25 protein-coding genes are annotated in these 25208 nt (G+C 38.3%); 5 read left to right on the top strand and 20 right to left on the bottom strand.

What is annotated here, in order from left to right:
* Window positions 1-2: 2 nt before the first annotated feature.
* The gene (locus JHD79_RS07125) at window positions 3-659 is read left to right on the top strand and encodes a protein-L-isoaspartate(D-aspartate) O-methyltransferase (protein ID WP_199118526.1); all 657 of its coding nucleotides are present in this window, start codon (window positions 3-5) and stop codon (window positions 657-659) included.
* 217 nt (window positions 660-876) lie between these two features.
* Here JHD79_RS07125 and JHD79_RS07120 read toward each other — a convergent pair whose 3' ends face one another.
* Entirely contained in the window at window positions 877-2124 is a 1248-nt protein-coding gene (locus tag JHD79_RS07120) for an exo-beta-N-acetylmuramidase NamZ domain-containing protein (RefSeq protein ID WP_199118525.1), read from the bottom strand.
* A 79-nt stretch (window positions 2125-2203) separates the two neighbouring features.
* Here JHD79_RS07120 and JHD79_RS07115 point away from each other — a divergent pair, with 79 nt between their 5' ends.
* Complete coding sequence (locus JHD79_RS07115) at window positions 2204-3424, top strand: FtsX-like permease family protein (RefSeq protein WP_199118524.1); 1221 nt, start codon at window positions 2204-2206, stop codon at window positions 3422-3424.
* A 111-nt stretch (window positions 3425-3535) separates the two neighbouring features.
* Here JHD79_RS07115 and JHD79_RS07110 read toward each other — a convergent pair whose 3' ends face one another.
* The 5 genes from JHD79_RS07110 to JHD79_RS07090 all read right to left on the bottom strand — a co-directional run bounded on the left by JHD79_RS07110 (window position 3536) and on the right by JHD79_RS07090 (window position 8723).
* The gene (locus tag JHD79_RS07110) at window positions 3536-4441 is read right to left on the bottom strand and encodes a Ppx/GppA phosphatase family protein (protein ID WP_199118523.1); all 906 of its coding nucleotides are present in this window, start codon (window positions 4439-4441) and stop codon (window positions 3536-3538) included.
* A gap of 199 nt (window positions 4442-4640) precedes the next feature.
* Window positions 4641-5975, bottom strand: coding sequence for an ABC transporter permease (locus JHD79_RS07105; protein WP_199118522.1), 1335 nt, complete (start codon window positions 5973-5975; stop codon window positions 4641-4643).
* The gene (locus tag JHD79_RS07100; RefSeq protein WP_199118521.1) at window positions 5968-6876 is read right to left on the bottom strand and encodes an ABC transporter ATP-binding protein; all 909 of its coding nucleotides are present in this window, start codon (window positions 6874-6876) and stop codon (window positions 5968-5970) included. The genes JHD79_RS07105 and JHD79_RS07100 overlap by 8 nt, the downstream gene beginning before the upstream one ends.
* A gap of 414 nt (window positions 6877-7290) precedes the next feature.
* Window positions 7291-7773, bottom strand: coding sequence for a DinB family protein (locus tag JHD79_RS07095; RefSeq protein WP_233164603.1), 483 nt, complete (start codon window positions 7771-7773; stop codon window positions 7291-7293).
* A 41-nt stretch (window positions 7774-7814) separates the two neighbouring features.
* Window positions 7815-8723 (bottom strand): GyrI-like domain-containing protein, encoded by a 909-nt coding sequence (locus tag JHD79_RS07090; RefSeq protein ID WP_199118519.1) that lies wholly within the window; start codon window positions 8721-8723, stop codon window positions 7815-7817.
* Window positions 8724-8913: 190 nt separating this feature from the next.
* On the opposite strand from JHD79_RS07090, the gene JHD79_RS07085 reads away from it, so the two are divergent.
* Together JHD79_RS07085 and JHD79_RS07080 are read left to right on the top strand one after the other, a co-directional pair.
* Window positions 8914-9105 (top strand): hypothetical protein, encoded by a 192-nt coding sequence (locus tag JHD79_RS07085; protein ID WP_199118518.1) that lies wholly within the window; start codon window positions 8914-8916, stop codon window positions 9103-9105.
* Window positions 9106-9184: 79 nt separating this feature from the next.
* Window positions 9185-9442 carry an EamA family transporter gene (locus tag JHD79_RS07080; RefSeq protein ID WP_199118517.1) on the top strand — a complete coding sequence of 86 codons (258 nt, stop codon included), beginning with the start codon at window positions 9185-9187 and terminating at the stop codon, window positions 9440-9442.
* Between the two features lie 165 nt (window positions 9443-9607).
* Here the strand turns inward: JHD79_RS07080 and JHD79_RS07075 are convergent, their stop codons facing one another.
* From JHD79_RS07075 to JHD79_RS07030, 10 genes are all read right to left on the bottom strand, one after another.
* Window positions 9608-11041, bottom strand: coding sequence for a TolC family protein (locus JHD79_RS07075; protein ID WP_199118516.1), 1434 nt, complete (start codon window positions 11039-11041; stop codon window positions 9608-9610).
* The gene (locus JHD79_RS07070) at window positions 11034-14207 is read right to left on the bottom strand and encodes an efflux RND transporter permease subunit (protein WP_199118515.1); all 3174 of its coding nucleotides are present in this window, start codon (window positions 14205-14207) and stop codon (window positions 11034-11036) included. The genes JHD79_RS07075 and JHD79_RS07070 overlap by 8 nt, the downstream gene beginning before the upstream one ends.
* Window positions 14208-14226: 19 nt before the next feature.
* Window positions 14227-15306 carry an efflux RND transporter periplasmic adaptor subunit gene (locus tag JHD79_RS07065; RefSeq protein WP_199118514.1) on the bottom strand — a complete coding sequence of 360 codons (1080 nt, stop codon included), beginning with the start codon at window positions 15304-15306 and terminating at the stop codon, window positions 14227-14229.
* Between the two features lie 153 nt (window positions 15307-15459).
* Window positions 15460-15849, bottom strand: a complete 390-nt coding sequence (locus JHD79_RS07060) for a hypothetical protein (protein ID WP_199118513.1) — start codon at window positions 15847-15849, stop codon at window positions 15460-15462.
* Between the two features lie 109 nt (window positions 15850-15958).
* Window positions 15959-16681, bottom strand: coding sequence for a class I SAM-dependent methyltransferase (locus tag JHD79_RS07055; RefSeq protein ID WP_199118512.1), 723 nt, complete (start codon window positions 16679-16681; stop codon window positions 15959-15961).
* A 116-nt stretch (window positions 16682-16797) separates the two neighbouring features.
* Entirely contained in the window at window positions 16798-17286 is a 489-nt protein-coding gene (locus JHD79_RS07050; RefSeq protein WP_199118511.1) for an SRPBCC domain-containing protein, read from the bottom strand.
* Window positions 17287-17383: 97 nt separating this feature from the next.
* A complete protein-coding gene (locus JHD79_RS07045; RefSeq protein ID WP_199118510.1) occupies window positions 17384-17857 on the bottom strand; it encodes a DUF6265 family protein in 474 nt (157 codons plus the stop codon).
* A 256-nt stretch (window positions 17858-18113) separates the two neighbouring features.
* A complete protein-coding gene (locus JHD79_RS07040; protein ID WP_199118509.1) occupies window positions 18114-18929 on the bottom strand; it encodes a helix-turn-helix domain-containing protein in 816 nt (271 codons plus the stop codon).
* A gap of 71 nt (window positions 18930-19000) precedes the next feature.
* Entirely contained in the window at window positions 19001-19642 is a 642-nt protein-coding gene (locus tag JHD79_RS07035; protein ID WP_199118508.1) for a hypothetical protein, read from the bottom strand.
* A gap of 82 nt (window positions 19643-19724) precedes the next feature.
* Window positions 19725-20024, bottom strand: coding sequence for a hypothetical protein (locus JHD79_RS07030; RefSeq protein ID WP_233164602.1), 300 nt, complete (start codon window positions 20022-20024; stop codon window positions 19725-19727).
* Window positions 20025-20201: 177 nt separating this feature from the next.
* Between JHD79_RS07030 and JHD79_RS07025 the strand changes: the two genes are divergently transcribed.
* Entirely contained in the window at window positions 20202-20702 is a 501-nt protein-coding gene (locus JHD79_RS07025) for a hypothetical protein (RefSeq protein ID WP_199118507.1), read from the top strand.
* Window positions 20703-20709: 7 nt separating this feature from the next.
* On the opposite strand, the gene JHD79_RS07020 is transcribed toward JHD79_RS07025, so the two are convergent.
* The 4 genes from JHD79_RS07020 to JHD79_RS07005 form a co-directional block, all read right to left on the bottom strand.
* On the bottom strand, window positions 20710-21429 hold the full coding sequence (locus JHD79_RS07020; protein WP_199118506.1) for a DUF72 domain-containing protein: 720 nt from the start codon (window positions 21427-21429) through the stop codon (window positions 20710-20712).
* Between the two features lie 214 nt (window positions 21430-21643).
* The gene (locus JHD79_RS07015; RefSeq protein WP_199118505.1) at window positions 21644-24058 is read right to left on the bottom strand and encodes an outer membrane beta-barrel family protein; all 2415 of its coding nucleotides are present in this window, start codon (window positions 24056-24058) and stop codon (window positions 21644-21646) included.
* Between the two features lie 66 nt (window positions 24059-24124).
* Window positions 24125-25000, bottom strand: a complete 876-nt coding sequence (locus JHD79_RS07010) for a DUF5694 domain-containing protein (protein WP_199118504.1) — start codon at window positions 24998-25000, stop codon at window positions 24125-24127.
* Window positions 25001-25033: 33 nt separating this feature from the next.
* Window positions 25034-25204: a hypothetical protein gene (locus JHD79_RS07005; RefSeq protein ID WP_199118503.1), complete on the bottom strand. Its 171-nt coding sequence runs from the start codon at window positions 25202-25204 to the stop codon at window positions 25034-25036.
* Window positions 25205-25208: the final 4 nt, after the last annotated feature.

The raw sequence follows: 25208 nt of genomic DNA, 5'->3' as shown, positions 1-25208 counted from the left end.
AAATGGCATATAAGTTTGTAGATAATTATAGAGAAAAAGGAGCAAGAAAAAAACTTGTAGAGATCTTAAAGGAAAGGGGAATATCAGATGCCAAAGTCTTAAGGGCCATTGCTAAGGTACCCCGTCATTTTTTCTTCGATGAAACATTTTGGAATCAAGCTTACCGGGATATTGCCTTTCCCATTGGCGATGGGCAAACGATATCGCAGCCTTATACGGTAGCTTATCAAACAGAACTACTGCACATTCAAAAAGGAGATAAGGTATTGGAAATTGGTACGGGTTCTGGCTACCAGACCTGTATTTTGATGGAATTGGGTGCAGAAGTATTTACCATTGAGCGTCAGTCTAATATTTACGCCAGAACCATTAAAGTATTGCCTGGAATGGGCTATCATGCTCATTTCTTTTTGGGCGATGGCTCAAAAGGCATAGAGCAACATGCCCCCTATAATAAGATTATAGTGACTGCTGGTGCACCTTTCGTACCCGAGTTATTACTTAAACAATTAAGGATAGGGGGTATTTTGGTTATTCCAGTAGGTGATGAAAAATCACAGAAAATGATTACCGTCATCAGGGTGAGTGAGAACGAATACGATAGAATAGAGCTGGATACGTTTAGGTTCGTGCCTTTGGTAGGTGATCAGGCCTGGTGATAAAATTTACGATTGTAGATTTACGAATTACGATTTGATATAAAAAGTAAAGAGTAAAAAAGGGGTAAAGATAAAGGAACAAGGAGTAAAGAAAAACTTCGCTATATATAAAGTCTTTTATCTTTGCTCTTTGTTCCTTTATCATTGTTCTAACTAAGGACATAACATTTAGTGGGGGTATTGCCCTGTAACCTTAATTCGTAGCCCGAAACGTCAACTAAGGATAAAGCAAGTATTTCTTTCTTATTTGCTTGTATTTGCTTAGGCCTGGTTCCCAGCTTGCCCTAATTTCAGCCTCACTTTTTCCATCAATAATTTGTTGTCTAAAGGTGCCCACACCGATTAATTTTTCTATGGTGAGCATTTGATTGCTCAATTTCGAATTGAAGAAGTCAGCTTTGCGGGGAGAAGCTTTATAGAGCTCCATTATCCATTGGATATTGATTTGTCTGGTTTTCCTAAATATAGAAGTGTCATAGTTTCTTAGGTCAACGCCATAGCATACTTCATCTTTGAATATAGGTGTTTCGGCCATTCCCTTTATGCCTGTAGGTGTGAATGAAAAATCGTAGATCCCTTTGTAATAAGGTGCACCCAATATGGTAAAGGGAAACTTGGTGCCTCTACCGTGGTTTATGTAAATACCTTCAAATAGACAGGTGCTGGGATATAATAAGATAGATTGTGCAGTATTGAGATTTGGAGAAGGGCTAACTGGTAGTACATAAGGCATATCATGTGTATAATTAGCATTTTTGATGACCGTAATCTTGCACTTCAACTTGTCCTTTAGCCATCCTTCGCCATTTAGCATGTGGGCATATTCGCCAACGGTAAGCCCGTGGGCAACGGGAATGGGCTGTATGCCCACGCCAGATTTATATTGAGGGTCTAGTATAGGCCCATCAATTACAAAGCCATTTGGATTGGGGCGGTCAAAGATCATGACTTCTTTTTCATATAATGCACAGGCCTCCATAACATGCTGTAGCGTGTTGATATAGGTATAGAAACGTACACCTACATCTTGTATGTCAAAAATCATTACGTCTATGTCTGCTAAATCTTCCTTGGTTGGTGTGCTGTGTTTGCCATATAAGGAAATGGCTTTAATACCTGTTTTTTGATCAACATCATCATCAACATGGATACCTGCACTTGCATTACCCCTAAAGCCATGCTCTGGACCAAAAATCTTGACAATGTTTACGCCTCTTTTCAATAGGCTGTCTACAGTAGTGGTTTGGCCCATAATAGAAGTGGGATTAACCACCATACCTACTCTTTTTCCTTTTAATAAAGGCAGGTATAGCTCTGTTTGTTCGGCACCCGTTAAAAATTTAGTAGTCTTTGGGCTTGATACCTTGGTTACAGGCTTTTTTTTTGCTGTTTTAGTGGCCTGTCCGCAGGCACTAAAGGTAAATACGGCTAATAGTACCTTTAACAGTAAAATAGATTTGTTCATTTTCAGGTTTTTTTAACATTTGTCCACTAATTCGAATTTGAATCAGCATTTTTGCTAAGGTACAATTTATTGCGAAAAATTGAATGTAGAATATTTCATATCGGGTAGAATATCCCTAAAATCTGAACGGACCTTTTCCAAGCTCATTGTTCGTATTGCCATTGCTGGAGTGATGCTCAGCTTGGCTGTGATGATACTTTCTATCGCCATTATTAAAGGGTTTAAAACGGAAATACAAGATAAGGTGAGGGGATTTATTGGCGATATCCAAATCTATAGGTATGATCTAAATGGTTCTTTTGAAAAATCGCCTTTTGTGCCCAATGATACAACGATCAATAACTTAAAGGGAAATAAAGAGCTGGCTTCCTATTATCCTTTTGCTACAAAACCAGCCATCATTGTGGCCAATGGCGAAGTAGAGGGCATTAATTTTAAGGGAATTGAGCAAAGCTACGATTGGAGCTATATTAAGAAGCATTTAATAAGTGGAAAGGTTATTGATTTTGCTGACAGTGCCAAGGCGATGCAGCAGATATTGATTTCGGAGTATACGGCCAAACGGTTGATGCTTAAGAAGGGAGACAGTTTTATCATGCATTTTGTTCAAGATCCGCCCAGAAAACGTAAGCTTACCATTGTGGGTATTTATTCCATTGGTATAGAAAATATAGACAAGAGTTTTGCCATAGGTGACCTTAACCTGATCAGGCGATTAAATAATTGGGAACCCAACCAAATGGGGGGAATTGAAGTCCGTATTAAAGATTTTAAGAAGTTGAAGGTGGTAGCCGATGAAGTTTACAATAACCTGGAGCTTAAACTGAGATCGAGATCGGTAGTAGAGAGTACGCCAGAAATTTTTACCTGGTTGTCATTGCTGGATGTAAATACAAAGGTGCTGTTGATACTCATGCTCATTGTAGGTGTGATCAATATGATTACAGCCTTATTGATCATGATCTTGGAACGGACCAATATGATCGGTATTCTAAAAGCCATGGGGATGAAGAACAGCAGCATGATGAAGATTTTCCTTTATAATGCGGTATATCTGGTGGGAATTGGCTTACTTCTGGGCAATATCTTGGGCCTGGGGCTTGCCTTTTTACAAGAATACACTCACCTGTTTAAATTGGACCAAACCAATTATTATTTAGCTTATGTCCCGGTGGAAGTTCATTTTACGGATGTATTATTGCTCAATATCGCCACTATAGTAATTTGTACAATGGTATTGATCATTCCTTCCATGTTGGTGAGTAGGATCAGTCCTTTGAAAGCGATTAGGTTTAAGTAGGAGACCTGTAAGTTTTACCTTATAATTTTTTACCTCCTTAGAAACCTAAGTATACTTAAGCATTTCGTCTAAAATCTTCTAAAATATCTAAGGCAGTGAAAAAATACAATTCTAATACCTCAAACTTTGTAAAACTCCCATTTTTAAATCATAAGTAGACAGTGTTATTTTCTCAACGTTTAGCTCTTGCAATACATAATTTGTAATTAAACTGGCCATTACAATCATGTCAACCCTTAATGGAATAAGATTAGGCATTTTGCTGCGTTCTTCGTGAGTTGAGTTAATGAGTTGTTTTGATAACCGGTGATAACTTATAATGTCGATTTCTCCTTTGGAGATTTTATGGATGTCAATGGATGGATTTAACATGGCCGAATAGGTTTCGAAAGCACCGGCAGAGCCAATTAGGGTTTGGGCACCAAAGTCATTTCCAAATGTGATCAATTCAGATAAGGTTTCCTGTAAGTGGGATTTAATACTTTGCTGGTCTGTAATACTTATAGGGTCTGTATGGAAGAATTTTTGCATCAGTCTTGCTGCCCCAATATCGAAGCTTTTTTTCCAGTAGAGTTGGTGCTCATCACAAAATATAAATTCTGTACTTCCGCCACCAATATCCATTATTACAGATTTTCCTTGTATGGCGCCACTATATTTTACTCCTTCATAGATCAGCTTCGCTTCTTCTTGGCCGTCTATAATATCAATGGTTATACCTGTTTCTGTTTTTACCTTATCTATAAATTGCTGTCCATTACTGGCACTGCGTACGCCAGATGTAGCTACAGCCTTAAGACGGGTTACTTTATAGGCATCAAGTCTGGTTTTAAAATCTTTCAAGCAATTTATGCCACGCTCAAATGCCACTGGGATAATACGGTTTTCTTTGGTAATATCTTCACCCAATTTGACGGGCTGATTGGTCTTGTAGATGATATTCATCTCACTATCCCTTTTTTCAGCAATAATGAGATGAAAGGTGTTTGTACCCAAATCTATAGCAGCGATTTTCATGGTGTTGTTCGTCTTTTATCTACCTAAATATTTACTATGCCTAAAGTTGAATAGAAGCCGTTTAAATTCAAATCAAAAAAATGGGAGCAGCGGGGACGCCGCTCTCCGGTCTAATGGCTACCTTTGGCATCCTCGCCAAAGGTAGCTCGTTAAATTTCTTATCCATCTTTAAGCGGCTTATAAGTAGTTTTACAGAAATTTAGTTCTTATAAGTGAACCATTTGAACATTTCTTTAAAGGTGGTTTTCTTGCCATACATTAAAATTCCTACCCTATAAATTCTGCTGGCCGTCCAAACGGTGCCAATAAAACCAAGTACCAATATGATCATAGATAAGGCCAGTTCCCAATTGGGAACACCATAAGGTAGGCGTACCACCATGGCAATAGGTGAGGTGAAAGGGATCATAGATAACCAAAAGGCAGTATTGCCATAAGGATCATTGGTCACTACGCTAAGCGAAAGGGCATAGCCTAATAGTAAGGGTAACATAACGGGCATCATAAATTGCTGGGTTTCGGTTTCATTATCTACCGCCGAGCCTATGGCCGCATATAAAGCACTATAGAAAAGATAGCCTGCTAGGAAGAAGAATAGGAATATGGTAACAATTTTGCCAATATCTAATCCTGCTAAGCTTTTTTGGATATCGCCAATTGGTCCTGCTGCAGCCGTAGCACTTGCCTGGGTGGCATCAGTCAATTGAGGCTGTACCTGCGTAGAAGTACTTATTTTTTTGACCTCATCTTTGTTGACAAATACACTAACTGCAACTGTACTGATGGCAAAAGTGAGTACGATCCATAGGACGAACTGTGTTAGGCCTACCATAGCTATGCCTATAATCTTGCCCATCATCAACTGGAAAGGTTTAACCGAAGAAATCATCACCTCGATAATGCGACTGGTTTTTTCTTCAATAACGCCCCGCATTACCTGTATACCATAGAGCATAATAAACATAAACATGAGGATACCTGCGGCAAAGGCAATAAAAGTACTTGCCCCGGCACTCGATTCTTGTTCGGTTCCCGTTTCGGCAATTTTTTTGATGGCAATATCTACTGAGGTTTTCAGCTTGTCGAGGTCACTTTGTGAAATGCCCGATTCTTTGAGTTTTTGATTACGGATCAGTTCTTCAATATCTCCAGAAATTCGCCTGTTTAATGACATGCCTGCTTGTTTACTACCAAACAGTGCAATGCCCTTAGGATCATCTAAACTAAATTCGGGTAGATACAGCACATAGTCGTAATCAGACTTTTTGATGTTCTTTTTAGCTTCATCAAGACTTTCATCCAGATAGGTATAAGATATATTTTTGTCTGAAAGAAGTCTTTCGCTTAGCGTTTTGTTCTGGCTCACTACGGCTACCTTGTCGAAGGTGTCTTTAATGCCTTTATAGGTAAAATAGCCGATCAATCCATATACGCCTGCAATTAATAATGGGGTTAAAAAGGTCATGATAATGAACGATTTCTTTTTAACCCTCGAAAAATATTCTCTTTGTATAATGAGTAAAATCTTATTCATGGTGTTGTCCTTTCACTTTTTCAATAAAAATATCATTCATAGTAGGTATTACTTCATCTAGGCGGTGCAGATGAACATAAGGCAATAGGCTAGCCAGTGCTTCATTGGCAGTTTTGCCTGTTTTTAGCTGTACTTTGATCAGCGTATTGGCCTTTACTTTTTCCGTTTGCAGCACGTCGTAAATATCATTAGAGGCAACCGGATAATCACCTTCGTATTCGATCCAATAGGTATTGTTACGGTAGGAGGCCCTAATTTCATCTACACTGCCATCCAATATCTTCTTAGATTTGTTGATCAGTGCAATGTTGTCACAGAGCTCTTCTACGCTTTCCATACGGTGGGTAGAGAAAATAAAGGTAGCACCTTGTTGGTTGAGTTCTAAAATTTCGTTCTTGATGATATCGGCATTTACAGGATCGAAGCCCGAAAAAGGCTCATCTAATATAATAAGTTCTGGTTGGTGCAGTACGGTGGCCACAAATTGTACTTTTTGCTGCATGCCCTTGCTCAGGTCTTCAACCTTTTTGCTCCACCAGTCTTTCATTTCCAGTTTTTCGAACCAGTATTTGATGCGTTTAGTGGCCTCGGCGGTATTCAGGCCTTTGAGTTTGGACAGGTAAAGCACCTGCTCGCCAATTTCCATTTTTTTGTATAAGCCACGTTCTTCGGGCAGATAGCCAATTTGGGCAATGTGATTGCTATTTAGTTTTTCGCCATTAAAATAAACCTCTCCGCTGTCGGGTGCCGTAATTTGGGTAATGATTCTGATCAATGATGTTTTGCCAGCACCATTTGGTCCTAAAAGCCCAAAAATCTTTCCCCTTTCAATTTCGAGACTAACCTGATCTAGGGCAAGATGCGTAGCATATTGTTTGACAATATTTCTAACACTTAACATATAAATAATTTTAGTTTGCCTATAAGATACAAAAAATGTGGTTTTGTTACTTTTTTTATGAATTTTAAGCCGCTTTCTGTGTGCTATCATAAAATAGGCTAAAAAACTTAAGTATGTTACTTTTAGAAAAACAAGGCAAGGTACATTTGGCGACCTATGGTCTTGCCTTTGGCTTAATCCAATTTCATTTGGATAACGCTGCCAGTCGGGTTTAGTAAACTGCTTCTATCTTAATTCTTTTTAGCTTCTGAAATTTCTTATGATTAGAATCTCTTGTTCAGTGTTTTTATTGGGAGCATTTTCAATTGGCTATACGAGTGTTTTGTTATTCCAACATGAGGAGAAATCTGTGCTTGAGGTTATTGAATATATGTCAGGCAGTTATATCTGTAAAACTTGATGTCGCTAACTATTTTAATACTCCACAATCTGTTTTAAATGATGTTCTAAATGCTTTACATAATCAATAAACAGAAATGCTAATGTTAGGCTTTTGTCTTCAATTCTTACTTCTTTACTCAAATTTTCCTTTGGAATTCGTTTCACAATTTCCATAAGCTGCTGGTTGTAAAATTTCCAAAAGGATATTATCTGCTTACCCGATATGTCATTGTAAAAATTAAACTCATTCCATTTGTCTTGATTATAGCTTATTTCCGGATTTAATTCAAATTGTCCGCGGATAAACCTCTGGTGATTATTGGTAGCGCTATCTATTAAATGACCTATAATTTCTTTTTTACTCCATTTTTTAGGAGAGATTTTCAAAGAAAGGTTTGCTTCCTCAATTTCTGAAAGTAGACGGGGAATGTGGCTTGTTAAAAACTCGAGTCGATTAATAGATTGTTCTACGGTCATCTTTTTAAGATTTATATGGTTGGCGATAAGCCCAACCATAGTTCAGGGCTATAAAAATTTATGTAATATATAGTTTTTTCTTATTCAATAGGAATATATAGATCTACGATACACTTTTTTTCGGGGTGCTCATTGAAGTCATTGTGTAGTATTTCAAATGGATTTCCATCAGCTTTTTTATAGCCTTTCTCGTTCATCCAAATGAAAAGGCTGCTCCATGATGGTTCGAAATCCTTCGGTTCGATGATAAAATGTCCTGAAAGGTATTTCCCCTTCTTAATGGTGGTGAGCCCAATTCCTCCATCTACCTGTATAGGTTCTTTTAAAATGATTCCTAAGCTCATCCTTACCTTATCTGCTTCAGTTACTTTAAAGCTATCGTGATAAACCCTGACCAATTTAGCACCGTTATTTTCGAACAGTCCTCTTGGTACGGCCCATTTAATGAGCCTTTCAAAGGTCTGATCTAGGGCATCTATACCAATATGTGTAAGATAAGCTATGTTTAATGTAGGTACTTCTCTAATTTCTACTTTTGCATTCATTGTTATCCAGTTTTTAAGGTGGTTAATGTTGCAAATGTAGGCCTCTGACATAAAATCGACTTGTCCATTCTTGCTATTTACTTTACCTATCTTGCTAAAATGCTTGGGGTATGACTGCCGAAAGGCAGCAGGACTTTGTCCGTAATGTTTTTTAAAAGCACGGGTAAAGGAAGAATTGCTATTGAAGCCACATTGTAGTGCAAGTTGGGTAACAGTTAGCATTCTTTGATGAACTAACAATGAAGATGCCTTTTCTATCCGTTTTCTTATGATGTAGGCATTTAGATTTTCATTGGTGATGGCCTTAAAAAGACGGTGCAGATGAAATGGAGAATAACAGGCAATTTTCGAAATAAGCTCCAATGATAATTCGTTTCCCAGATTTTCGTCGATGTAGATCAGTACTTTATTTATGCTTTTGATATAATCGGTATGCATATCCATTTTGTTTTTTTAGTGCGGTGCGCAGGTTTTCTTTGCTTATCACCTCTTTTATTGTTTTCCTATGTGACCAATAGACATGAGACCTTCTCAATTTGGAAGCATAAACGGAATGCGTTGCAATTGGTAATTTTCGGAATTACGGGGATGATAGCGGTACAATATACCTATTTTGCTGCCATTAAGTATGCTAATGCAGCTACAATGTTGTAATATACAGGACCCTGTAGTTATTGCAACCTATCTGGCATTTAAAAACAGAAGATGGCCACGTTGGCTAGAAATATTGGCCATTGGTCTAGCGGTGTTAGGTACGTTTTTGTTGGTCAAACATGGAGATATAGGTACCTTATCTATTCTAGAACAGCTTTCTTTATGGGCATAGCCTCAGCTTTTGCTTTAGCCATTTATACTTTGCAACCGGTAGGCCTATTGAACAAGTACAAATCTACCATTGTGGTAGGATGGGCGATGTTAATTGGGGGGCATTTTCATTCATTAAGGCTCCTTGGAAAGTTGAAGGAATTTGGGACAGTTATAGTTTTATAGCTGCAATATTTATTATTGTATTTGGTACGCTAATTGTATTTTATACTTATTTAACTGCTATAAAACTAATTGGTAGGCAAAAATCAAGTTTATTGGCATCGGCAGAGCCGCTTTCGGCAGCTATATTATCGGTAGTTTGGCTAAAGGTGCGTTTCATGCTATTGATTGGGTAGGCAGTTTGTGCATTATCTCTACCATATTCATACTTAGCAAAACAGAGAAGTAATGATATATTCTCTTAAATTTTTCGGCTGATGAAATGGTTTGTTCTTAAACAAAAAAAGCCCCGGTTTCCCGGGACTTCCACTAGTAAATAATCCACCTAATTAATTAACTAATTAGTTCCATCCGCCACCTAACGCCTGATAGATTTTGATCACAGCTGCCAATTGTTGCTTTTTGGTTTCTATCAACTCTAGTTTTGATTCCAAAGCATCACGTTGTGTCATCAATACCTCCAGATAATCTGCCCTTGCCGAGCGAAAAAGGTCGTTGGAAATGTCAATGGATTGGGTAAGTGCTTTCACCTGACTGGATTTTAGTCCGTAGCTTTTTTCAAGGTTGCTGATATTGGACAGTTGGTTGCTCACTTCTATATAGGCATTTAAAATGGTGCGTTCATAGTTATATACAGCTTGTAACTGTTTGGCATTGGCGTTAAGATAGCTGGCCTTTATGGCATTTCTGTTGATCAAGGGTGCAGCTATATCTCCTGCCAGCGAATAAAGCATCGATTCGGGGAATTTTACCAGATAGGAGGGGTTAAAAGCTTGTATTCCAAATGATGCGCTGATGCCCAAAGAAGGATAGAACTGCGCCCTGGCTACTTTTACATCCAGTTTTGTGGCGGCCAGTTCGAGCTCAGCCTGTTTAACATCAGGACGGTTGGCCAAAAGTTGCGAAGGCAGGCCGGCATGAACGCTAGAAGGTACTAAGTCTGTGAAACTGCCCATATCCCTTACTATAGGCTGTGGATACCTACCCAAAAGAAAATTGATACGATTTTCTGTTTCGGTAATTTTTTGTTGGATGTCATATTCTAAGCTTCTCGAATTTAAAACTTCTGCTTCAAATTTTCGTACGGCCAGTTCGGTAACCCTGGTAGCCTCTTTCTGCACCTTTACAATTTCAAGTGCATTGGTCTGAAGCTGGATGCTTTTTTTCACCATATCCAGTTGGTTATCGAGCGCCAAAAGCTCGTAATAGGAATTGGCAATTTCTGCAATAAGATTGGTTACTACAAAGTTTTTGCCTTCTACAGTGGCCAAATAACGACTAACTGCAGCTTTTTTTGCATGATGTAACTTATGCCATGCATCTATTTCCCAATTGGCGTAAAGGCCTACCAGATAATCGGGTAGTGGATCAGGCATTTTTTTGCCTTCGTCTATCTCAGTCGCAGCATCACCTGCACCCTGACTGGTGTAACGGCCTACTTTTTCTAGCCCTGCACCAGCCCTTAGCCCAACACTTGGTAATATTTCACCTTTCTTGGCCCTAATTTCGTTTCTGGTGATTTCAATTTCCTGCAAAGTGATGTTCAGCTCTTGATTGTTTTTTAAAGCAGTGTCAATTAATGCAATTAAATGTTTGTCTTTAAAATATTCTTTCCATTTTAGTTTGCCCGTATTAGTTGTATCGCTAACGGTGTTGGCATAAGCCCCTGGAACATTTTTGTTTTCGGTTTTTTGGACAAGAGTGGGCACTTTACAGCTGGTATAAGCCAAGCATAAGGCTGCAAATCCAAAAAATTTATAGTGATTCTTAAGCATTGTTCTCAAATTCTTCGGTTAATGGATGTTCTTCTTCGATTTTAATCAATTTACGTTTACTGGCAATGGTGCCAAAGATGTAGTACAAGCCTGGGATGATGACTACACCGAACAAGGTTCCCAATAACATACCACCAGCGGCGGCTGAACCAATAGTGCGGTTACCGATTGCACCTGGACCACTTGCAAAAACCAAAGGAATTAAACCTGCGATGAAGGCAAATGAGGTCATCAGAATAGGGCGGAACCTGACTACGGCACCTTCCATCGCGGCTGCCAAAATAGATTTGCCTTCTGCATGTTTCTGTGCCGCAAACTCTACAATCAGCACCGCATTCTTACCAAGTAAACCAATCAACATGACCATTGAAACTTGTGCGTAAATGTTGTTTTCCAGTCCAAATAACTTCAGGAAAAGGAACGCTCCAAATATCCCTGCTGGTAAAGAAATGATTACCGCTAATGGTAAAATGAAACTTTCATACTGTGCCGCAAGGACCAGATATACGAAGCCTAAACAGATTAAGAAGATATAAATGGCTTCGTTACCTCTATTACTTTCGTCTTTAGAAATACCTGCCCAGTCTATACCATAACCCCTCGGTAATGTTTTTTTAGCAACCTCTGCTACCACTTTCAATGCTTCGCCAGAACTGTAGCCACTAGCCGCAGAGCCATTGATTTCTGCCGAGTTGTACATGTTGTGACGAGTGATTTCCGAAAGCCCGTATACTTTTTTCATGGTCATAAACGATGAAAAAGGCACCATTTCATCTTTGTTGTTTTTTACATATAGCTTCATCACATCTGCTGGCAGTGCTCTATATTGCGGTAAGGCCTGAACAATAACTTTATACTGCCTGCCAAATTTGATGAAATTGGTTTCGTAGTTACTACCGATTAGATCTGATAAGGTTTCCAATGCTTTTTCTGGCGTTACGCCTTTTTGTTGCGCTTTATCATTATCTATATTCAGCATATATTGAGGGAAACTTGCGCTATAAAAGGTAAATACAGATTGCAGTTCGGGACGTTTGTTCAGTTCTTTCACAAAATCCTTGCTCACTTTTTCCATTTCTACATAATCATTTCTCCCTGCCTTATCCAGCAAACGTAATTCGAAACCTCCAGCGGCACCATAACCAGGAACCGCGGGCGGTTGGAAGAATTCTATCATGGCACCTGGCATATCTTTAGATCTCTCTTCGAGTTCCCTGATGATATCTTGAGCGGTATTTTTGCGGTCTTTCCAATCTTTTAGGTTAATTAAACAGGTACCTGAGTTAGAGCCTGTACCTTCTGTTAAAACTTCATATCCTGCTAAGGCAGAAACTGATTTTACCCCTTCAATTTCCTCACAGATTTTCTCTAATTTTTCAGAAATCTGATTGGTTCTCTCTAAGGTAGAGCCTGGGGGCGTTTGGATAATGGCATAAATCATTCCCTGATCTTCATTGGGAATAAATCCTGATGGTACAGAATTGCTCAAGAAATAAGTGGCCACACAGAAAATAGCGAGCACACCAAAGATTGTAGCCCTACGGGTAACCACTTTGGTCATCACTTTCTGATAGCGACCAGTTAACTTAAAGAACCATGAATTAAAGGTATCTAGACCTTTATCAATAATCGATTTTTTCTTATGGTGATTAGCACTGTGTTTCTTTAACATGATGGCGCACAGAGCTGGCGTTAAAGTTAATGCTACAACTCCTGATAAAATGATAGAAGTGGCCATGGTAATGGAAAACTGGCGATAAAATACCCCCACCGGACCAGACATAAAAGCTACGGGAATAAATACCGAAGCCATTAGAAAGGTGATGGCTATGATGGCACCCCCAATTTCGCCCAGAGCCAACTGTGTAGCTTTAAGTACCGATAAACGCTTGTCTGCTTCCATCTTGGCATGTACCGCCTCAATTACTACAATGGCATCGTCCACCACAATACCAATGGCTAATACCAATGCAAAAAGGGTTATGAGGTTGAGGGTAATGCCGAAAAATTGCATGAACATAAATGAGCCTATCAAAGAAACGGGTACGGCAATGGCTGGAATTAAGGTTGAACGCCAATCGCCCAAGAAAATGAAAACCACTAAACCCACTAATATAAACGCTTCAATTAAGGTGTGAATTACTTTCTCGATGGAAGCATCCAAGAATTTAGAAACGTCATAACTGATTTCATAATCCATTCCTTTGGGAAACGAGGTGGCTTTGATTTCCTCCATGCGTTTCTTCACATTATCAATTACCTCCTGCGCATTACTGCCATAAGATTGCTTTAGCACGATAGCGGCAGATGGCTTACCATTAATGTGTGAATATAAATCGTACATCGAACTGCCAAATTCAACGTCGGCAACATCTTTTAACCTCAATAATTCGCCATTTGCGCTTGCACGTAACACAATGTTTCGATAGCCGTCTTCGTTGGTGAAACGTCCTGGGTATTTCAATACATATTCAAAAGAGGCTGAGCGTTTACCCGAACTTTCGCCTGTTTTGCCTGGCGATGCCTCTAAACTTTGATTGTTAAGTGCTTCTAAGACTTCTTCGGAAGAGATTTTATAGGCCAGCATTTTATCGGGTTTCAACCAAATACGCATGGCATATTCACGGTTACCCAAGATATCGGCAAAGCCAACCCCATCTACACGTTTCAGTTCTGGCAGTAGGTTGATGTCGGCATAATTGTACAAGAAATTCTCGTTCATATGCGGATCCTTACTGAAAACGTTCAAGTACATTAACATGTTGGGCTGCTCGCGGCTAATTTTGATCCCTTCACGAATCACCAAAGGCGGTAATTTATTGGTTACTGCGGCTACACGATTTTGTACGTTAAGTGTAGCTTGATCTGGATCGGTACCTAAATTAAATACAATTTGGACGGAGCACTCGCCATCGTTACCCGCATCAGAAGTCATGTATTTCATTCCCGGAATACCATTTAAGGCTCTTTCTAAAGGAATAACCACCGCTTTGATCAATAGCTCGTTATTTGCTCCTGGGTACTCTGCCACAATGTTTACCATTGGCGGCGAAATATTTGGAAGTTGTGTTACGGGTAGGCCAACAAGCGCCAGCACGCCCATAAATACAATTACCAGCGATATCACTATCGATAAAACTGGTCTTTTTATGAATTTACTAAACATAATTTTCTTGAAAAGGAACCTACTCTGCTTTTAACTGTAATTGGTTTAATACTTCTTTAGGCGCTATGAAGCTGAATTTGATTTTATCGTCATCTTTCACTTTTTGTACACCGTCAAGCACAATTTTATCGCCTGGCTGCAAGCCGCTGGCCACTATGTAAATGTCTGGTAGTTCGCCACCAATCTTAATTTCTTTAGATTTTGCCACACCATTTTTATCAATGACAAAAACATAGGTTTTATCCTGCAGTTCGTAAGTTGCTTTTTGAGGAATGATTAAAGCATTTTTCAATGGAATTACCATTTGCACTTTGCCTGTTTCCCCGTTTCTTAATAGCTTATTTGGATTTGGGAATTTTGCCCTAAAGGCAATGTTGCCCGTTTCGGAATTAAACTCACCTTCAATAGTTTCTACAGCCCCTTTTCCATTTAGGGTTTCGCCATTGGCTAAAACTAAGCTAACAGATTTATTATGACTTGATTTTGCTTGTTGGAAATTCAGGTACTCAGGTTCTGAGACATTGAAGTAAGCAAACATTTGGCTGTTATCAGAAAGGGTGGTCAATAGTTCACCTTCGTCAATCAAACTTCCCAGTTTTTTAGGCAAGCGGTCAATCGTACCGTCAAAAGGCGCTCTTATTTCCGTAAATGATAAATGTAATTTGGCCAGTGCTCTACTTGCTTTAGCTTGCTCCAGTTTGGCTTTTGCCATAGCAAGTTCATTTTTGGCCACTACGTTTTTATCAGCCAATAATTGGGTATTTTGCAATTCAATTTCAGAAGCTTTTACTTCTGCCTCTGCCTTCATCACTTCTGCTTCGTACATTTTAGGCATAATTTTGAAAAGCAATTGTCCTGCTTTTACGCTTTGGCCTTCGTCTATATAGATGTTTTGCAAAAAGCCTTTCTCTTGCGCTCTTATTTCAATATTGCGTACCGAGCGGATTTGCGAAACATATTCCTTGGTAAAAGAAGTGTCGAGTGTTAACGGGCTGGTTGCCGTGTAATTGGTCTGTTCTTCTTTTTCTTCTTTTTTTTGGGTACAGCTTGTATAGTAAAGTAATGTACACAAGCCCATGAGCATCATTGTTTTCTTCATGTTATCTATTTGTTTTAAGCGATTTTTATTTGGAAATACCTTATCTGTAGTTGCTTGCCTAGGCAAACAATAGTGTTTTAATTTGATATTTGTGGAAATGGCCTGATGACCTTCCTCTGGAAAACCTCAAGTGGGTTATCCATATTCATTATATCATATTCTGATGACGCACTGGGTAAGGTATTTGTAGGTAGAGGTATAGGATAAATGCCTGCAACAGGGCAAGGCATGTTTAATATTGGCGCTATGGCTGGCCAATACTTCATAACTGAAAGACATAGGGTAGGGTATGGTGTCCTTTCTTGCAGCTATATTATCCTCATCTTCATTTTCTTCTACATAAGTAGAATGGATTTCTTTGGTAAGTAGGGTCTTGTGAAGAGAAGTGGGATGGTCAAGGCCAAAGCTGTTACGTTTTTCTTTTTGTGGAACTTGTGCCGGCGAGTAGACCATACGATCATGATGGGCACGTGCGTAAACATGATTATATCCCCTCAGTAACAGGAAACATAGCGATAGTAAAAAGAAAATTATAGCTCTCATCTGGCGCCAAAAATAAGACGAGGTTTATGAAGTTTTTATGAACTTATCGCCTATGTATTGTCAGAAAGAGGTCATGAAGTTTTTTAGGAAAATGAAGTACTGTTCATTTTTAAGTGAAGTCATTTCTTTTTACCGCCCTAATACACATAAAGGCAGGAAATTCGTTTAGTTCCTTAAAATGTCTAGGGTCTAACTGCTCAAATTCTTTTGTAGGTTTAGGTTCAAGCAATTTATCGATGTAAAAGCCATGATCTGTTAATGGAGATAGGCATTGGCCCAAAGGTCTTCTAAAGCTATTCACCTCAATTGGATTTCCAAATCCACTCCAGGTACATTTTACATGCTCCACTCCAAAATAGTTGTTGGATTTAAAGAAATTGAATTCATAAAATGGATGTTCAATTGATAGAACAAGAATTCCATTAGGTTTTAAAACCCTGTAAAACTCTTGGATCGTTAAGGTCCAATCTTCAACGTAATGGAGTGCCAGGGCACAAAGCACAATGTCGCACGAGCTATTTTCTAGCTTATCAAACCGATTGGACAGGTCATGTACGAAAAATTCTCCCTGGTTGTTATTTCTACGAATGGCCAGCTCTATCATTTTAGGACTAATATCGAAACCTTTTACAATGGCTCCTTTGGCCATTAGAATTTCTGCATATTTACCTGGTCCACATGCCGCATCAAGAATTGTTTTTCCATGTACTTCAGGCAGTAACTGAAGCGTGTTGGGTCTGTCGTAATAAGCGTTATGAGGTTTATGGTCAATGAGTTCGTTGTATTTTTCAGCCATTTCTTCATAGGCTGCTATTATGTTTTCTTTAGCCATATTGTTATATTGTACCCTAGGCCGAATTTACCATAATTTTTTAATAGCGGAAACTCCAGTTCAAAGTGTCGGTACTGGCTTTAAAAAACTGATTGTAGTAACAACCAATATACTTTCTATTGTAATTTCCACTTTTTGACCTGCTCGGCGTTGAACCCACCTTCTTTGGGATTAGGCTGCCCTTTACCAGTAGTGACAAGCTGATATAGACTATTTTTAATGAAATTGTTCCAGCCATCTTGGCACACCTGGTAACATTCATATTCAGGTACCAAACCCATATGGGTGAAGCGGAGCTGGCTCTTGCCGTCAATTTCTGAAATCTCGAAACAAACCTTGGTGTCTTTCCATTCGGTACGATCTTCTGTAAAACTAAAATAGTTGTTTAAAATAAGCCATACCACTTTTTGGTATGGAATAACTTCTATAAGCCTTACTTTGCAATAATGGATGTCTTTATAATGGTAGATAAACTCATCTCCAGTTTGTGCAGTGCTGCCCTCCATATCTTCAGACCACCAGCCACGAACATTGGTGACGGCCTGAAATACTTGTTGAGGCGTTTGGTTGAACCATAAAGTAAGTGTGAAATTAGATGTTGCCATGACTTTAAAAAAATAATGATTAAAATTAAAGACAGCATTGCATTTTATTTGGGGGCAAAACAGACATTATTAGGGGTGGGTTGGACAGACTGGAATATTATTTCAAGCGTTTCATGGCAAAGGTCTGTTGCCGTTCCTGTCCATTTTTTATACCTGAAATCTTTGCTATTAGCGAATCGGCATTGATTTTAGTGTATGATATGACCTGAGGAAAGTCATGATTTGGATTTTCGAAGACCAATTGACTGTCGGAAACGGTTTTGAGGGCGAAGCGTACAGGTAGATTGTTATTCTGGTTTTTAACGGTAGGAATATAGAACATGCTGCCTTGTTCTTGTACCAACCTGATGGTTTCAAATACCAGGGTATCTTTTTCTTTGAGCATATAGCTCTTACCATGCAGTTCATTGGGGGTTGCTTTAGTCCATTGTTCATATAGACTACCCCTCGATGTCTTATTTTCCCAGGTACCAATAAGCCAGATAGCTTTTTTGATTTCGTTTTTTTGTTTGGTATTCCAGCTGCAAAAAGCTAGTATGCATGCCAGAGCGATAAATAATTTCTTTTTCATTTGTATATTAATTAATAAGTTGTTGTTCTTTTTCTCTTGTATTTTTCATATTGTATCCATTTTCAACGGTGTTCAAGAGAAGGCTTTGCATTGGTTAATGCGTTCGTAAACTCGGTTTGTCCATGCCCTCCCGGCATGAATTAGGGACAAGTAGTGTGCTTTTAAAATCATGATGGTTCCCATGTTATATTTATATTGTTTTTTATAACAAAGAGAAGCCTAAATAAAAAGATAAAATTGTAAAAATGCGACAATGTTATTCTACGTTGTAAAATAGGGCCGACATTTTAAGCTTATCGCCATAAAATTCTTTTGGAGTCTGTCCTGTAAATTCCTTGAAATCTTTAATAAAATGCGCCTGATCGTAATATTCGCCTTGGTAGGCCAAGGTGGTCAGCTTGCTAGATTTATTATCTAGTAATAATTTGAGTGTAGCTTGTAACCTAATGATCTTGGAAAGCTGTTTGGGGCTTAATCCAATGTGTGCAGCAAACTTGCGTTCCAATTGCCTACGGTTGATGTTTGCTTGCGCTGAAAGCTCATTTATGGAAAGTTGTCCATTGGCCGTCAAGATGGTGTCTACAGTAGATTTTACCATACGATCGATGCTTTCACTGGTGGTCAAACGGGCAGTTAAAAACGTTTCTATGGCTTGTATTCTTGCTGCAGTGGAGTTGGCGCTTAATATTCTTTTGTCGATTTCCAGTCCATCTGCTCCAAAGAGTTTTTCTAGGTCAATGGCTCTATTTTCCATTTCCCTGATAGACAGGCTAGCAAAAGGCGTAAATCCTTCGGGATGGAAACGTACCGAGAAAATGCCAGTCTGTCCGGTAGGTTCGATCTCTAGTGGCTGGGTAAGCTGGCCAATGACAAAGCACCGGGGTTGTATAATACTTTTGCCGCTGCTGATGTATTGTCTATATAGGTCACCGTAATGAAAAACCATTTCCATACAGCCATCTGGGATAATGATTTGTCGTTGTGGATTTTCGGTTTTAAGGCTTTCCAAACTCCAATAGCATTTTACATAGGAACTAAGATTTGGGTGGGGCTCAAATACCTGGTAATTCATTGTTGGGGATATAGATTTAACTTTTTGTAAAGGTATGCTCTAGTGGTTTGTTGGACAAAGCATGATATTCCTTATTTTTTTAAGGTTTTAACATATTCGATAAATCCATTGTAATAGTCATCAACAGTTTTCTTTTTTATTTCATCCCATTTCTTTTTTGGTTGACTTAACTCTTTCTTTTCAGATGTGCTATCCATTCCAGCCAAAATAGCGTCCATACCATGTAGATTTATCCATCTATGATCATAATGATCTTCGTTAGTTCTCATGAAGTTAACAACTTTATATATTGTCTTTTCAAGTGTTTTAATATCTTGAAATGCATATTTGTTAATTTCTGGTCCATATTCATTATTCAACATAGGGACAGCTTGTTTTGCTGAATTATCCATACACAAGTTTGCATCATAACGGGCCTTTAGTTGAGCTAAATAGAACCAATAAGTAGCTTCTTCTTTTTTGTCTTGTAGGTATAGTTCTCTTGAAAGAGCATAAATGACAGGAGGGTTATAATCGCTTGGATTTTGTAAAATATTATCCACTGTCTGCTGTTTCAGCTCTTTATTTTCACCTTTTAAAATTTCAATAACATTGTTCTGTTTGGAAATATCAATCTCTTTATAAATTCCCTGAGGCTTAATATCTGTTGTTTGTGCTTTGGCTACACTTAGTAGGCCAATAGTAACCATTAATAGAAAAAAAATATTTTTCACCTCAATATTGCTTTAGTACTATGTCGAATGTTTTTTAATTAATAAGCTATTTGTTTAGCCTTTAAGTTTCCTTTACGTTTGATCAGATTTTTGTAGTTCCATTGAATGGATTCTGTCTTATTTCTGCTGCTTTATAACTTCCTTCTTTCTTTAGGAAAGCTTCTTTAAAAGATTGGCCGCTCCAACATAATAATCTTACTCTATTTTTCAACTTGCTGTAACCTACAATAGGGTGGCCATCTAAAAACCAAACAGGGTGGGCATGCCATATTTTGTTTTCCGCTTGAGGTAAATGTTTATTGATCTCTTGAGTTAACAATTGACAAAATTTAAAGTCTTCCATTGCTATAACATTGTGGTACGTTTGAATATCCTTATTCATTTTGTTATTGCTTATAATCAAATATACAAAACTCCTTTCTTGAAAATATTGCTTAATACAGGTATAAATTTAGAACAATTGTAGCGAATGGAAGATCTTGTACGTATGGTTTACAAACAGGGAGCTATGATGGTCTCTGAAGCAGACAAAATAAAACCTTTATCAAAAAACTAAAATATGAGAAAATTTCTAATTGTACTTTTTGTAGTGTTCATGGCCAACTTTGGCTGCAAAAAAGTAGCCGAAACCGAACGTCTTTGCGCTTGTTCTCCCACTGTTTATCCGCAGTTGTTCTTGGTTGTAAAATCACCAAATGGTGCAGATCTTTTAAACCCAGCAGTCTCTGGCTCTTTTACTTCGTCTCAAATAAAACTTTACCAAAAAGAGAGCAATGGAAGTTTAAAACAAATAGGCTTTGGCATAAGACCATCATTTTCCTATGGAAATGAGAAATTTGACTATTATCAGCTTATTTCTGCTGAGTTAATGGCCCTTGCCAAATCCATAGATCAATCTTTCTACCTCAAAGTAGGTGATCATGCGCCTCTAGAAATAAATTTGGCAATAGACCATACCGATTATAAAATAGAAAAACTATTGGTTAATAAAGTCGAGCTACCTGTTGAAACCGGCCCAGTATCTGCCTATCTAAAAAATATATATTATATCGTGCTATAATAAGCTGCTAGTTTCCCGTAAGTAATTTAAGCTGTTTAGCATTATGTAGTGCACCCATACCCCAAGTATTGTTAAAATAGACAAAAATAGTTTTGGTGTCATCTGGCACTTGACTAACCAAAGCTTTTAAGCTGTTGATTTGATATTCAGACTTATAAAGTATTGGCTTGCCATGAAAACGATAATAAACCGTAGGATTATTCTTGATCAGTAAGCTGGGCAGTTCGCTAGGATAACTCTGTCCAGCAAATATAATATCGTGTGCTGTAAGTTGATGATAAAGATCTTCTTTCCACCATGAAGGATGTCGAAATTCGACCACATTGACGAAAGAAGGATCAAGTATTTTAATAAGTAGTTCCAGTCTCATTGTGTTATAGCTGAATGAAGGCGGAAATTGAAACAATACGCAGGCGAGTTTTTCTTGAAGGCCACTTTGTATAGTCTTATAAAAATCAATGAGTAGTTCTTCGCTGTCTTTTAGCTGCTGATAGTGAGTTATAATGCGAGGGGCTTTGATGGTGAACGAAAATGCTGAAGGACTTTCTTCGTGCCATTTTGCCAATGATTTTATAGTGGGCATTTTATAAAAGGTAGAATTGATTTCTATCGTATTAAAATGCTCAGCATAATAATGGAACCAATCTTTTGGGGCCAAGCCTTTTGGATAGAAAGCTTCCTTCCATTCTTTATAATAAAAGCCAGAGCAGCCAATCTTCCAATCCATACGTAAAGAACAAGGTAAGACAGCAATGGTTTTCTCTTTCAGGAAAAAGTTGGCCTTGGTAAGGAGCTTGTTTAAAAGTACTGAATTATCATCATTTGACTAAAGTTTAGGATAAAAGCAGTGTGTCCTAAAGACCCATTATAGGAATTTCAAATTATGGGAATTTAAACATTCTCAATGAGATTTTTTTGGCTACACTGCTTCAAGATAGTTATTACTGTCCTACTCTTCGTTCTTCTTCTCCCGTACTGGTTCTTCGGTTACGTGCAGTTTTTAGCTTCATGTTACCAAATTTATAGGTAAGGTTTAGGTTTACCTTTCTATTTTCCCATTCGTTTTGCCAATAGGTATTGATATTGTTATAGCGCAAGGTGGCCCTGAACATGCTGGTCGCGAAAATGTCATTTACCCTTAAGGCTAAGGTGGCATTTTTATGCCAAAAGGTCTTTTTTGCGCCTACATTTATGGCATAATTTTCTAAATTTCGGAATAAGCCATTCACTGAAGGGGAATAATAATAAGCAGAAAAATTTAACGAATAATCTTTGGGTAGGGTAAAGGTATTGGTGGTACTGGCCGACCAGCTCCACTGTGAAGCATTAAAACCAGTACCTTGGATAGGAGATGAAGTTTTATTATAAGAAACAGCTATTTCAGTATTGATATTCCACCATTTTTTAATATCGAAAGGACTACCGGTAGCCATGTATAGGTTCGTTTCTTTATTGAGGTTTTCTGGCCTGCTGATGCTTTCCTTGGAAACGTTATTCTGATAGATCACTTCAGCAACAGCCCCATTGGTTGTGGCATAGCTCACCGTGAGGAGCCTAAAGTTTTTTAGGGTGTAATTGAATTCGAAATTATTGGCATAAGAAGCCTGTAACATTGGATTTCCCTGTAGGGCAGTATACGGATCGGTATAGAAGGCAAAGGGATTTAAACTGCTGTATGAAGGACGATTGATACTTTTTCTATAGGAGAGGGTAAATTGATGGTTGGCAGTAGCTTTATATAAAATGGATGCGTTAGGGAAAATCTTCCAATATTTTCGTTCAATGATAGTATTAGTGCCCGAAGAATGGCCATCGCCTAGTGTTTGTTCTATCCTGGCCCCAACTTTTATATCTAATTGTTTAGTACTTTGGTTAAGGGAAAGGTAGGCTGCATTGATGTTTTCATTATAATTGAACAGGTTGGTACGTCTTGGATCGTTAATCCATCCTGCTGTTTTGAGGGAATCAAACTGTACATCGCTTTTAGCCTGTATCCAACTGCTTTTCCAGCCAGTTTCTAATTTAAGATTTTTGTTAAAAGGGTAGGTGTAATCTAATTTTAGGGCATAAATGGTAATGTTACTATATCCCTTATTACGAAGATAGATGGGGCCATTCTTTAATTGGTCTTGAGCATCGTAATAAGTGTTGGTAAAGTCCTCATCTTTATTGGTTTTATAGAATACGTAATCGGCATCAAAACCCAATTCCTTACCTGTACTGTCAATTCTGTAGCGATAATTTATATTAAAAGCATGGTTGCCACTGTGGTTATCTTGTGGGTTATGCATGTTTACAGATCCCATTTTAATGCCCTGGGCATTATAATTGGGCGAAGTGCTGGTTACATCGGTTTCCATTGGCGAATTAAAGCCTTTAAACATAAAGCCCAAGGTATTTTCATTATTGATAAAATAATCTGCTCCCGTAGAATAGTTTAAGCTATGGGTAATAGGGTGCCAATAATTGCTCTGGTTATATTGTTCATTACCTATTGTTCTTTCTAATGTAAGCCGGTTGAATGAATTATATCTACCTGCATTTAAACGAACATAAGTGCTTACTTTACCTGTATTGTAGTTCAGGTTGGTCCCGCCGTATACTTTTTCATATTTGCCATATCCGCCACCAATATTGGCATTTCCATTCATGCCCTGCATTTTATTGCGTTTTAGTTTGATGTTGATAAAGCCACCTGTACCAGCAGCATCAAAAGAGGCGGGAGGATTGGAGATCAGCTCAATTTTACTGAGTACCGATCCAGGAAGTGACTTGAGATAAGTAGTAAGTTCGGCACCACTCATATAGCTCATTTTTCCATCAATCATTACATTAATGCCCTTTTTACCTTTTAGTATGATGTTATCATCTTTGTCTAATGTAATGCCTGGTGCTTGGCTCAATACCTCCAGTGCATTATCTCCAGTAGTATTCATCTGTTCAACATTGACAATGGTGCGATCTGCTTTTTGGTCGATGACCGGCATTTTGGAGATGATGTTTACTTCCTTAAGGTGCTGGGTACGATTAACGAGCGCCAGCACGGGGAGGGAAAGATCTGCCTTCACTTCAAAGACAGCAGTAGAGGCCTTGTCATAACCCACCATTAAGGCTTTGATCAGGTATTTCCCTGCTTTTACCACTTTGAATTCATAGTTACCTTGCTCATTGCTTACTTGTGTAGCGGTAGTGCTAGAGTCTGGTAATTGTATCAAGGCAATAGAAACATAGTCTAAAGGTTGTTTTGTATGTTGGTCAATAATTTTTCCGTTCAGTTTAAAGGTTTGTGCATTTGCCCATTTGCAACACGATAATAAGGCAAGTATAAAAATAGATCTCAATAAATAGGTTTTCATATAAAAGTTTGTTTGATAAATAAAAAGACGGTTTTCTGGTGTGGAACGTTGCTTGGGGAATTCAAGTTATTTGCTTGTTTTATTCAATACATCTTTAAGCTCAACAACCTCATATCTGCCGTCATCTTCTATGAATTTTTTAATCATGGCAATATGTCCAGCGCCAAGAATTAGCACTGCTTTTTGATCTTTAGCCTGCATTTGTTTTTGCATAAGGGCATACATATAGAGGTTTCTCTGGTACCATGCCGCAACTGAAAATGCTCCTGCAAAATTGTCAATACTACCAGCCCTATTAAGTGTGGTTAAATAAATACTTCTGTTTTGTTGTCTGGAAATTGGGGTATTGAGGTCGAGCAGAATATTGGTAAGGGACATGGTTTTCCTCTTTTTGTTGGCCTCTTTTTCCATGGTGGAAATAAAAGAGTTGATCTCGTTCATTACCTCTGTTTGTTTGGCTACTTTAATGGCATTCATTACAGTGTCATAAGGCATGGGTAGAAAATAGTCGATGGCTTTAACTTGTGGCAAACCTGCTTTGTGGGCGGCCCTAAATGCCAATTGCGAGACCTCGTCTCTTAGGTATGACATACGTTTTTCCTGGCTTTTATATTTTTGGTTAATATAAGCTTCGTATTGGCCTTGTTGGTATAAATGATAGAGGCTGTCTAATTGTGACTGTTTATCATGTGACCATTCTACAAATATTTGATGAGGGGCAAATTCCTTAATTCGATCTGTAATTTGCTCTAGCTCTTTTTGAACAGTAGGTGTAGTCACATCAAAATCTATTGTTTTTACCGCATCAGCATTGGGGTTGTTGAAATGGAAAGTACCGATAAGCAATAGCTGTTTCTTTTTTATGCCTTGGGCAATGGCATAAGTTGTTAAAAGTAAGTGAGATATTGTTAATATGGCGAGTAGTGGATAGGTCTTTTTCATGTGTGTTTAAATTGATTGTTCTTTATTTGTTACTCAAAGGTTGGCAATGTGCTCCACTATGGAAATTAAATAATCCGAAGCCCCTAAAATATTATCCCAATCGTTTTGGGAGGCTAAAAATGGGTTCGTCCCCAGAAATGGGGGGTTGGGATAATTTTCGGCAGGATTGGCATTAAAAACTATAGGGTTGGAAAAGCTTTTCATAGTT

Source organism: Pedobacter sp. ASV28 (genome assembly GCF_016428855.1).
Lineage (GTDB): Bacteria > Bacteroidota > Bacteroidia > Sphingobacteriales > Sphingobacteriaceae > Pedobacter.
Note: the sequence above shows the minus strand (reverse complement) of the source record. Positions and strands in the feature narration are given on the sequence as shown.

What these genes read in the sequence shown, in the direction of transcription:
- JHD79_RS07015 (WP_199118505.1), bottom strand. Translation starts at nt 24,058, where the DNA reads ATGAAAACCTATTTATTGAGATCTATTTTTATACTTGCCTTATTATCG.
- JHD79_RS07105 (WP_199118522.1), bottom strand. Translation starts at nt 5,975, where the DNA reads ATGAATAAGATTTTACTCATTATACAAAGAGAATATTTTTCGAGGGTT.
- JHD79_RS07125 (WP_199118526.1), top strand. Translation starts at nt 3, where the DNA reads ATGGCATATAAGTTTGTAGATAATTATAGAGAAAAAGGAGCAAGAAAA.
- JHD79_RS07020 (WP_199118506.1), bottom strand. Translation starts at nt 21,429, where the DNA reads ATGGATTGGAAGATTGGCTGCTCTGGCTTTTATTATAAAGAATGGAAG.
- JHD79_RS07045 (WP_199118510.1), bottom strand. Translation starts at nt 17,857, where the DNA reads ATGAAAAAGAAATTATTTATCGCTCTGGCATGCATACTAGCTTTTTGC.
- JHD79_RS07060 (WP_199118513.1), bottom strand. Translation starts at nt 15,849, where the DNA reads ATGAGAGCTATAATTTTCTTTTTACTATCGCTATGTTTCCTGTTACTG.
- JHD79_RS07005 (WP_199118503.1), bottom strand. Translation starts at nt 25,204, where the DNA reads ATGAAAAGCTTTTCCAACCCTATAGTTTTTAATGCCAATCCTGCCGAA.
- JHD79_RS07090 (WP_199118519.1), bottom strand. Translation starts at nt 8,723, where the DNA reads ATGGATATGCATACCGATTATATCAAAAGCATAAATAAAGTACTGATC.
- JHD79_RS07025 (WP_199118507.1), top strand. Translation starts at nt 20,202, where the DNA reads ATGAGAAAATTTCTAATTGTACTTTTTGTAGTGTTCATGGCCAACTTT.
- JHD79_RS07075 (WP_199118516.1), bottom strand. Translation starts at nt 11,041, where the DNA reads ATGCTTAAGAATCACTATAAATTTTTTGGATTTGCAGCCTTATGCTTG.
- JHD79_RS07030 (WP_233164602.1), bottom strand. Translation starts at nt 20,024, where the DNA reads ATGAATAAGGATATTCAAACGTACCACAATGTTATAGCAATGGAAGAC.
- JHD79_RS07050 (WP_199118511.1), bottom strand. Translation starts at nt 17,286, where the DNA reads ATGGCAACATCTAATTTCACACTTACTTTATGGTTCAACCAAACGCCT.
- JHD79_RS07080 (WP_199118517.1), top strand. Translation starts at nt 9,185, where the DNA reads ATGGGCGATGTTAATTGGGGGGCATTTTCATTCATTAAGGCTCCTTGG.
- JHD79_RS07085 (WP_199118518.1), top strand. Translation starts at nt 8,914, where the DNA reads ATGCAGCTACAATGTTGTAATATACAGGACCCTGTAGTTATTGCAACC.
- JHD79_RS07040 (WP_199118509.1), bottom strand. Translation starts at nt 18,929, where the DNA reads ATGAATTACCAGGTATTTGAGCCCCACCCAAATCTTAGTTCCTATGTA.
- JHD79_RS07120 (WP_199118525.1), bottom strand. Translation starts at nt 2,124, where the DNA reads ATGAACAAATCTATTTTACTGTTAAAGGTACTATTAGCCGTATTTACC.
- JHD79_RS07100 (WP_199118521.1), bottom strand. Translation starts at nt 6,876, where the DNA reads ATGTTAAGTGTTAGAAATATTGTCAAACAATATGCTACGCATCTTGCC.
- JHD79_RS07110 (WP_199118523.1), bottom strand. Translation starts at nt 4,441, where the DNA reads ATGAAAATCGCTGCTATAGATTTGGGTACAAACACCTTTCATCTCATT.
- JHD79_RS07070 (WP_199118515.1), bottom strand. Translation starts at nt 14,207, where the DNA reads ATGTTTAGTAAATTCATAAAAAGACCAGTTTTATCGATAGTGATATCG.
- JHD79_RS07065 (WP_199118514.1), bottom strand. Translation starts at nt 15,306, where the DNA reads ATGAAGAAAACAATGATGCTCATGGGCTTGTGTACATTACTTTACTAT.
- JHD79_RS07095 (WP_233164603.1), bottom strand. Translation starts at nt 7,773, where the DNA reads ATGGTTGGGCTTATCGCCAACCATATAAATCTTAAAAAGATGACCGTA.
- JHD79_RS07010 (WP_199118504.1), bottom strand. Translation starts at nt 25,000, where the DNA reads ATGAAAAAGACCTATCCACTACTCGCCATATTAACAATATCTCACTTA.
- JHD79_RS07055 (WP_199118512.1), bottom strand. Translation starts at nt 16,681, where the DNA reads ATGGCTAAAGAAAACATAATAGCAGCCTATGAAGAAATGGCTGAAAAA.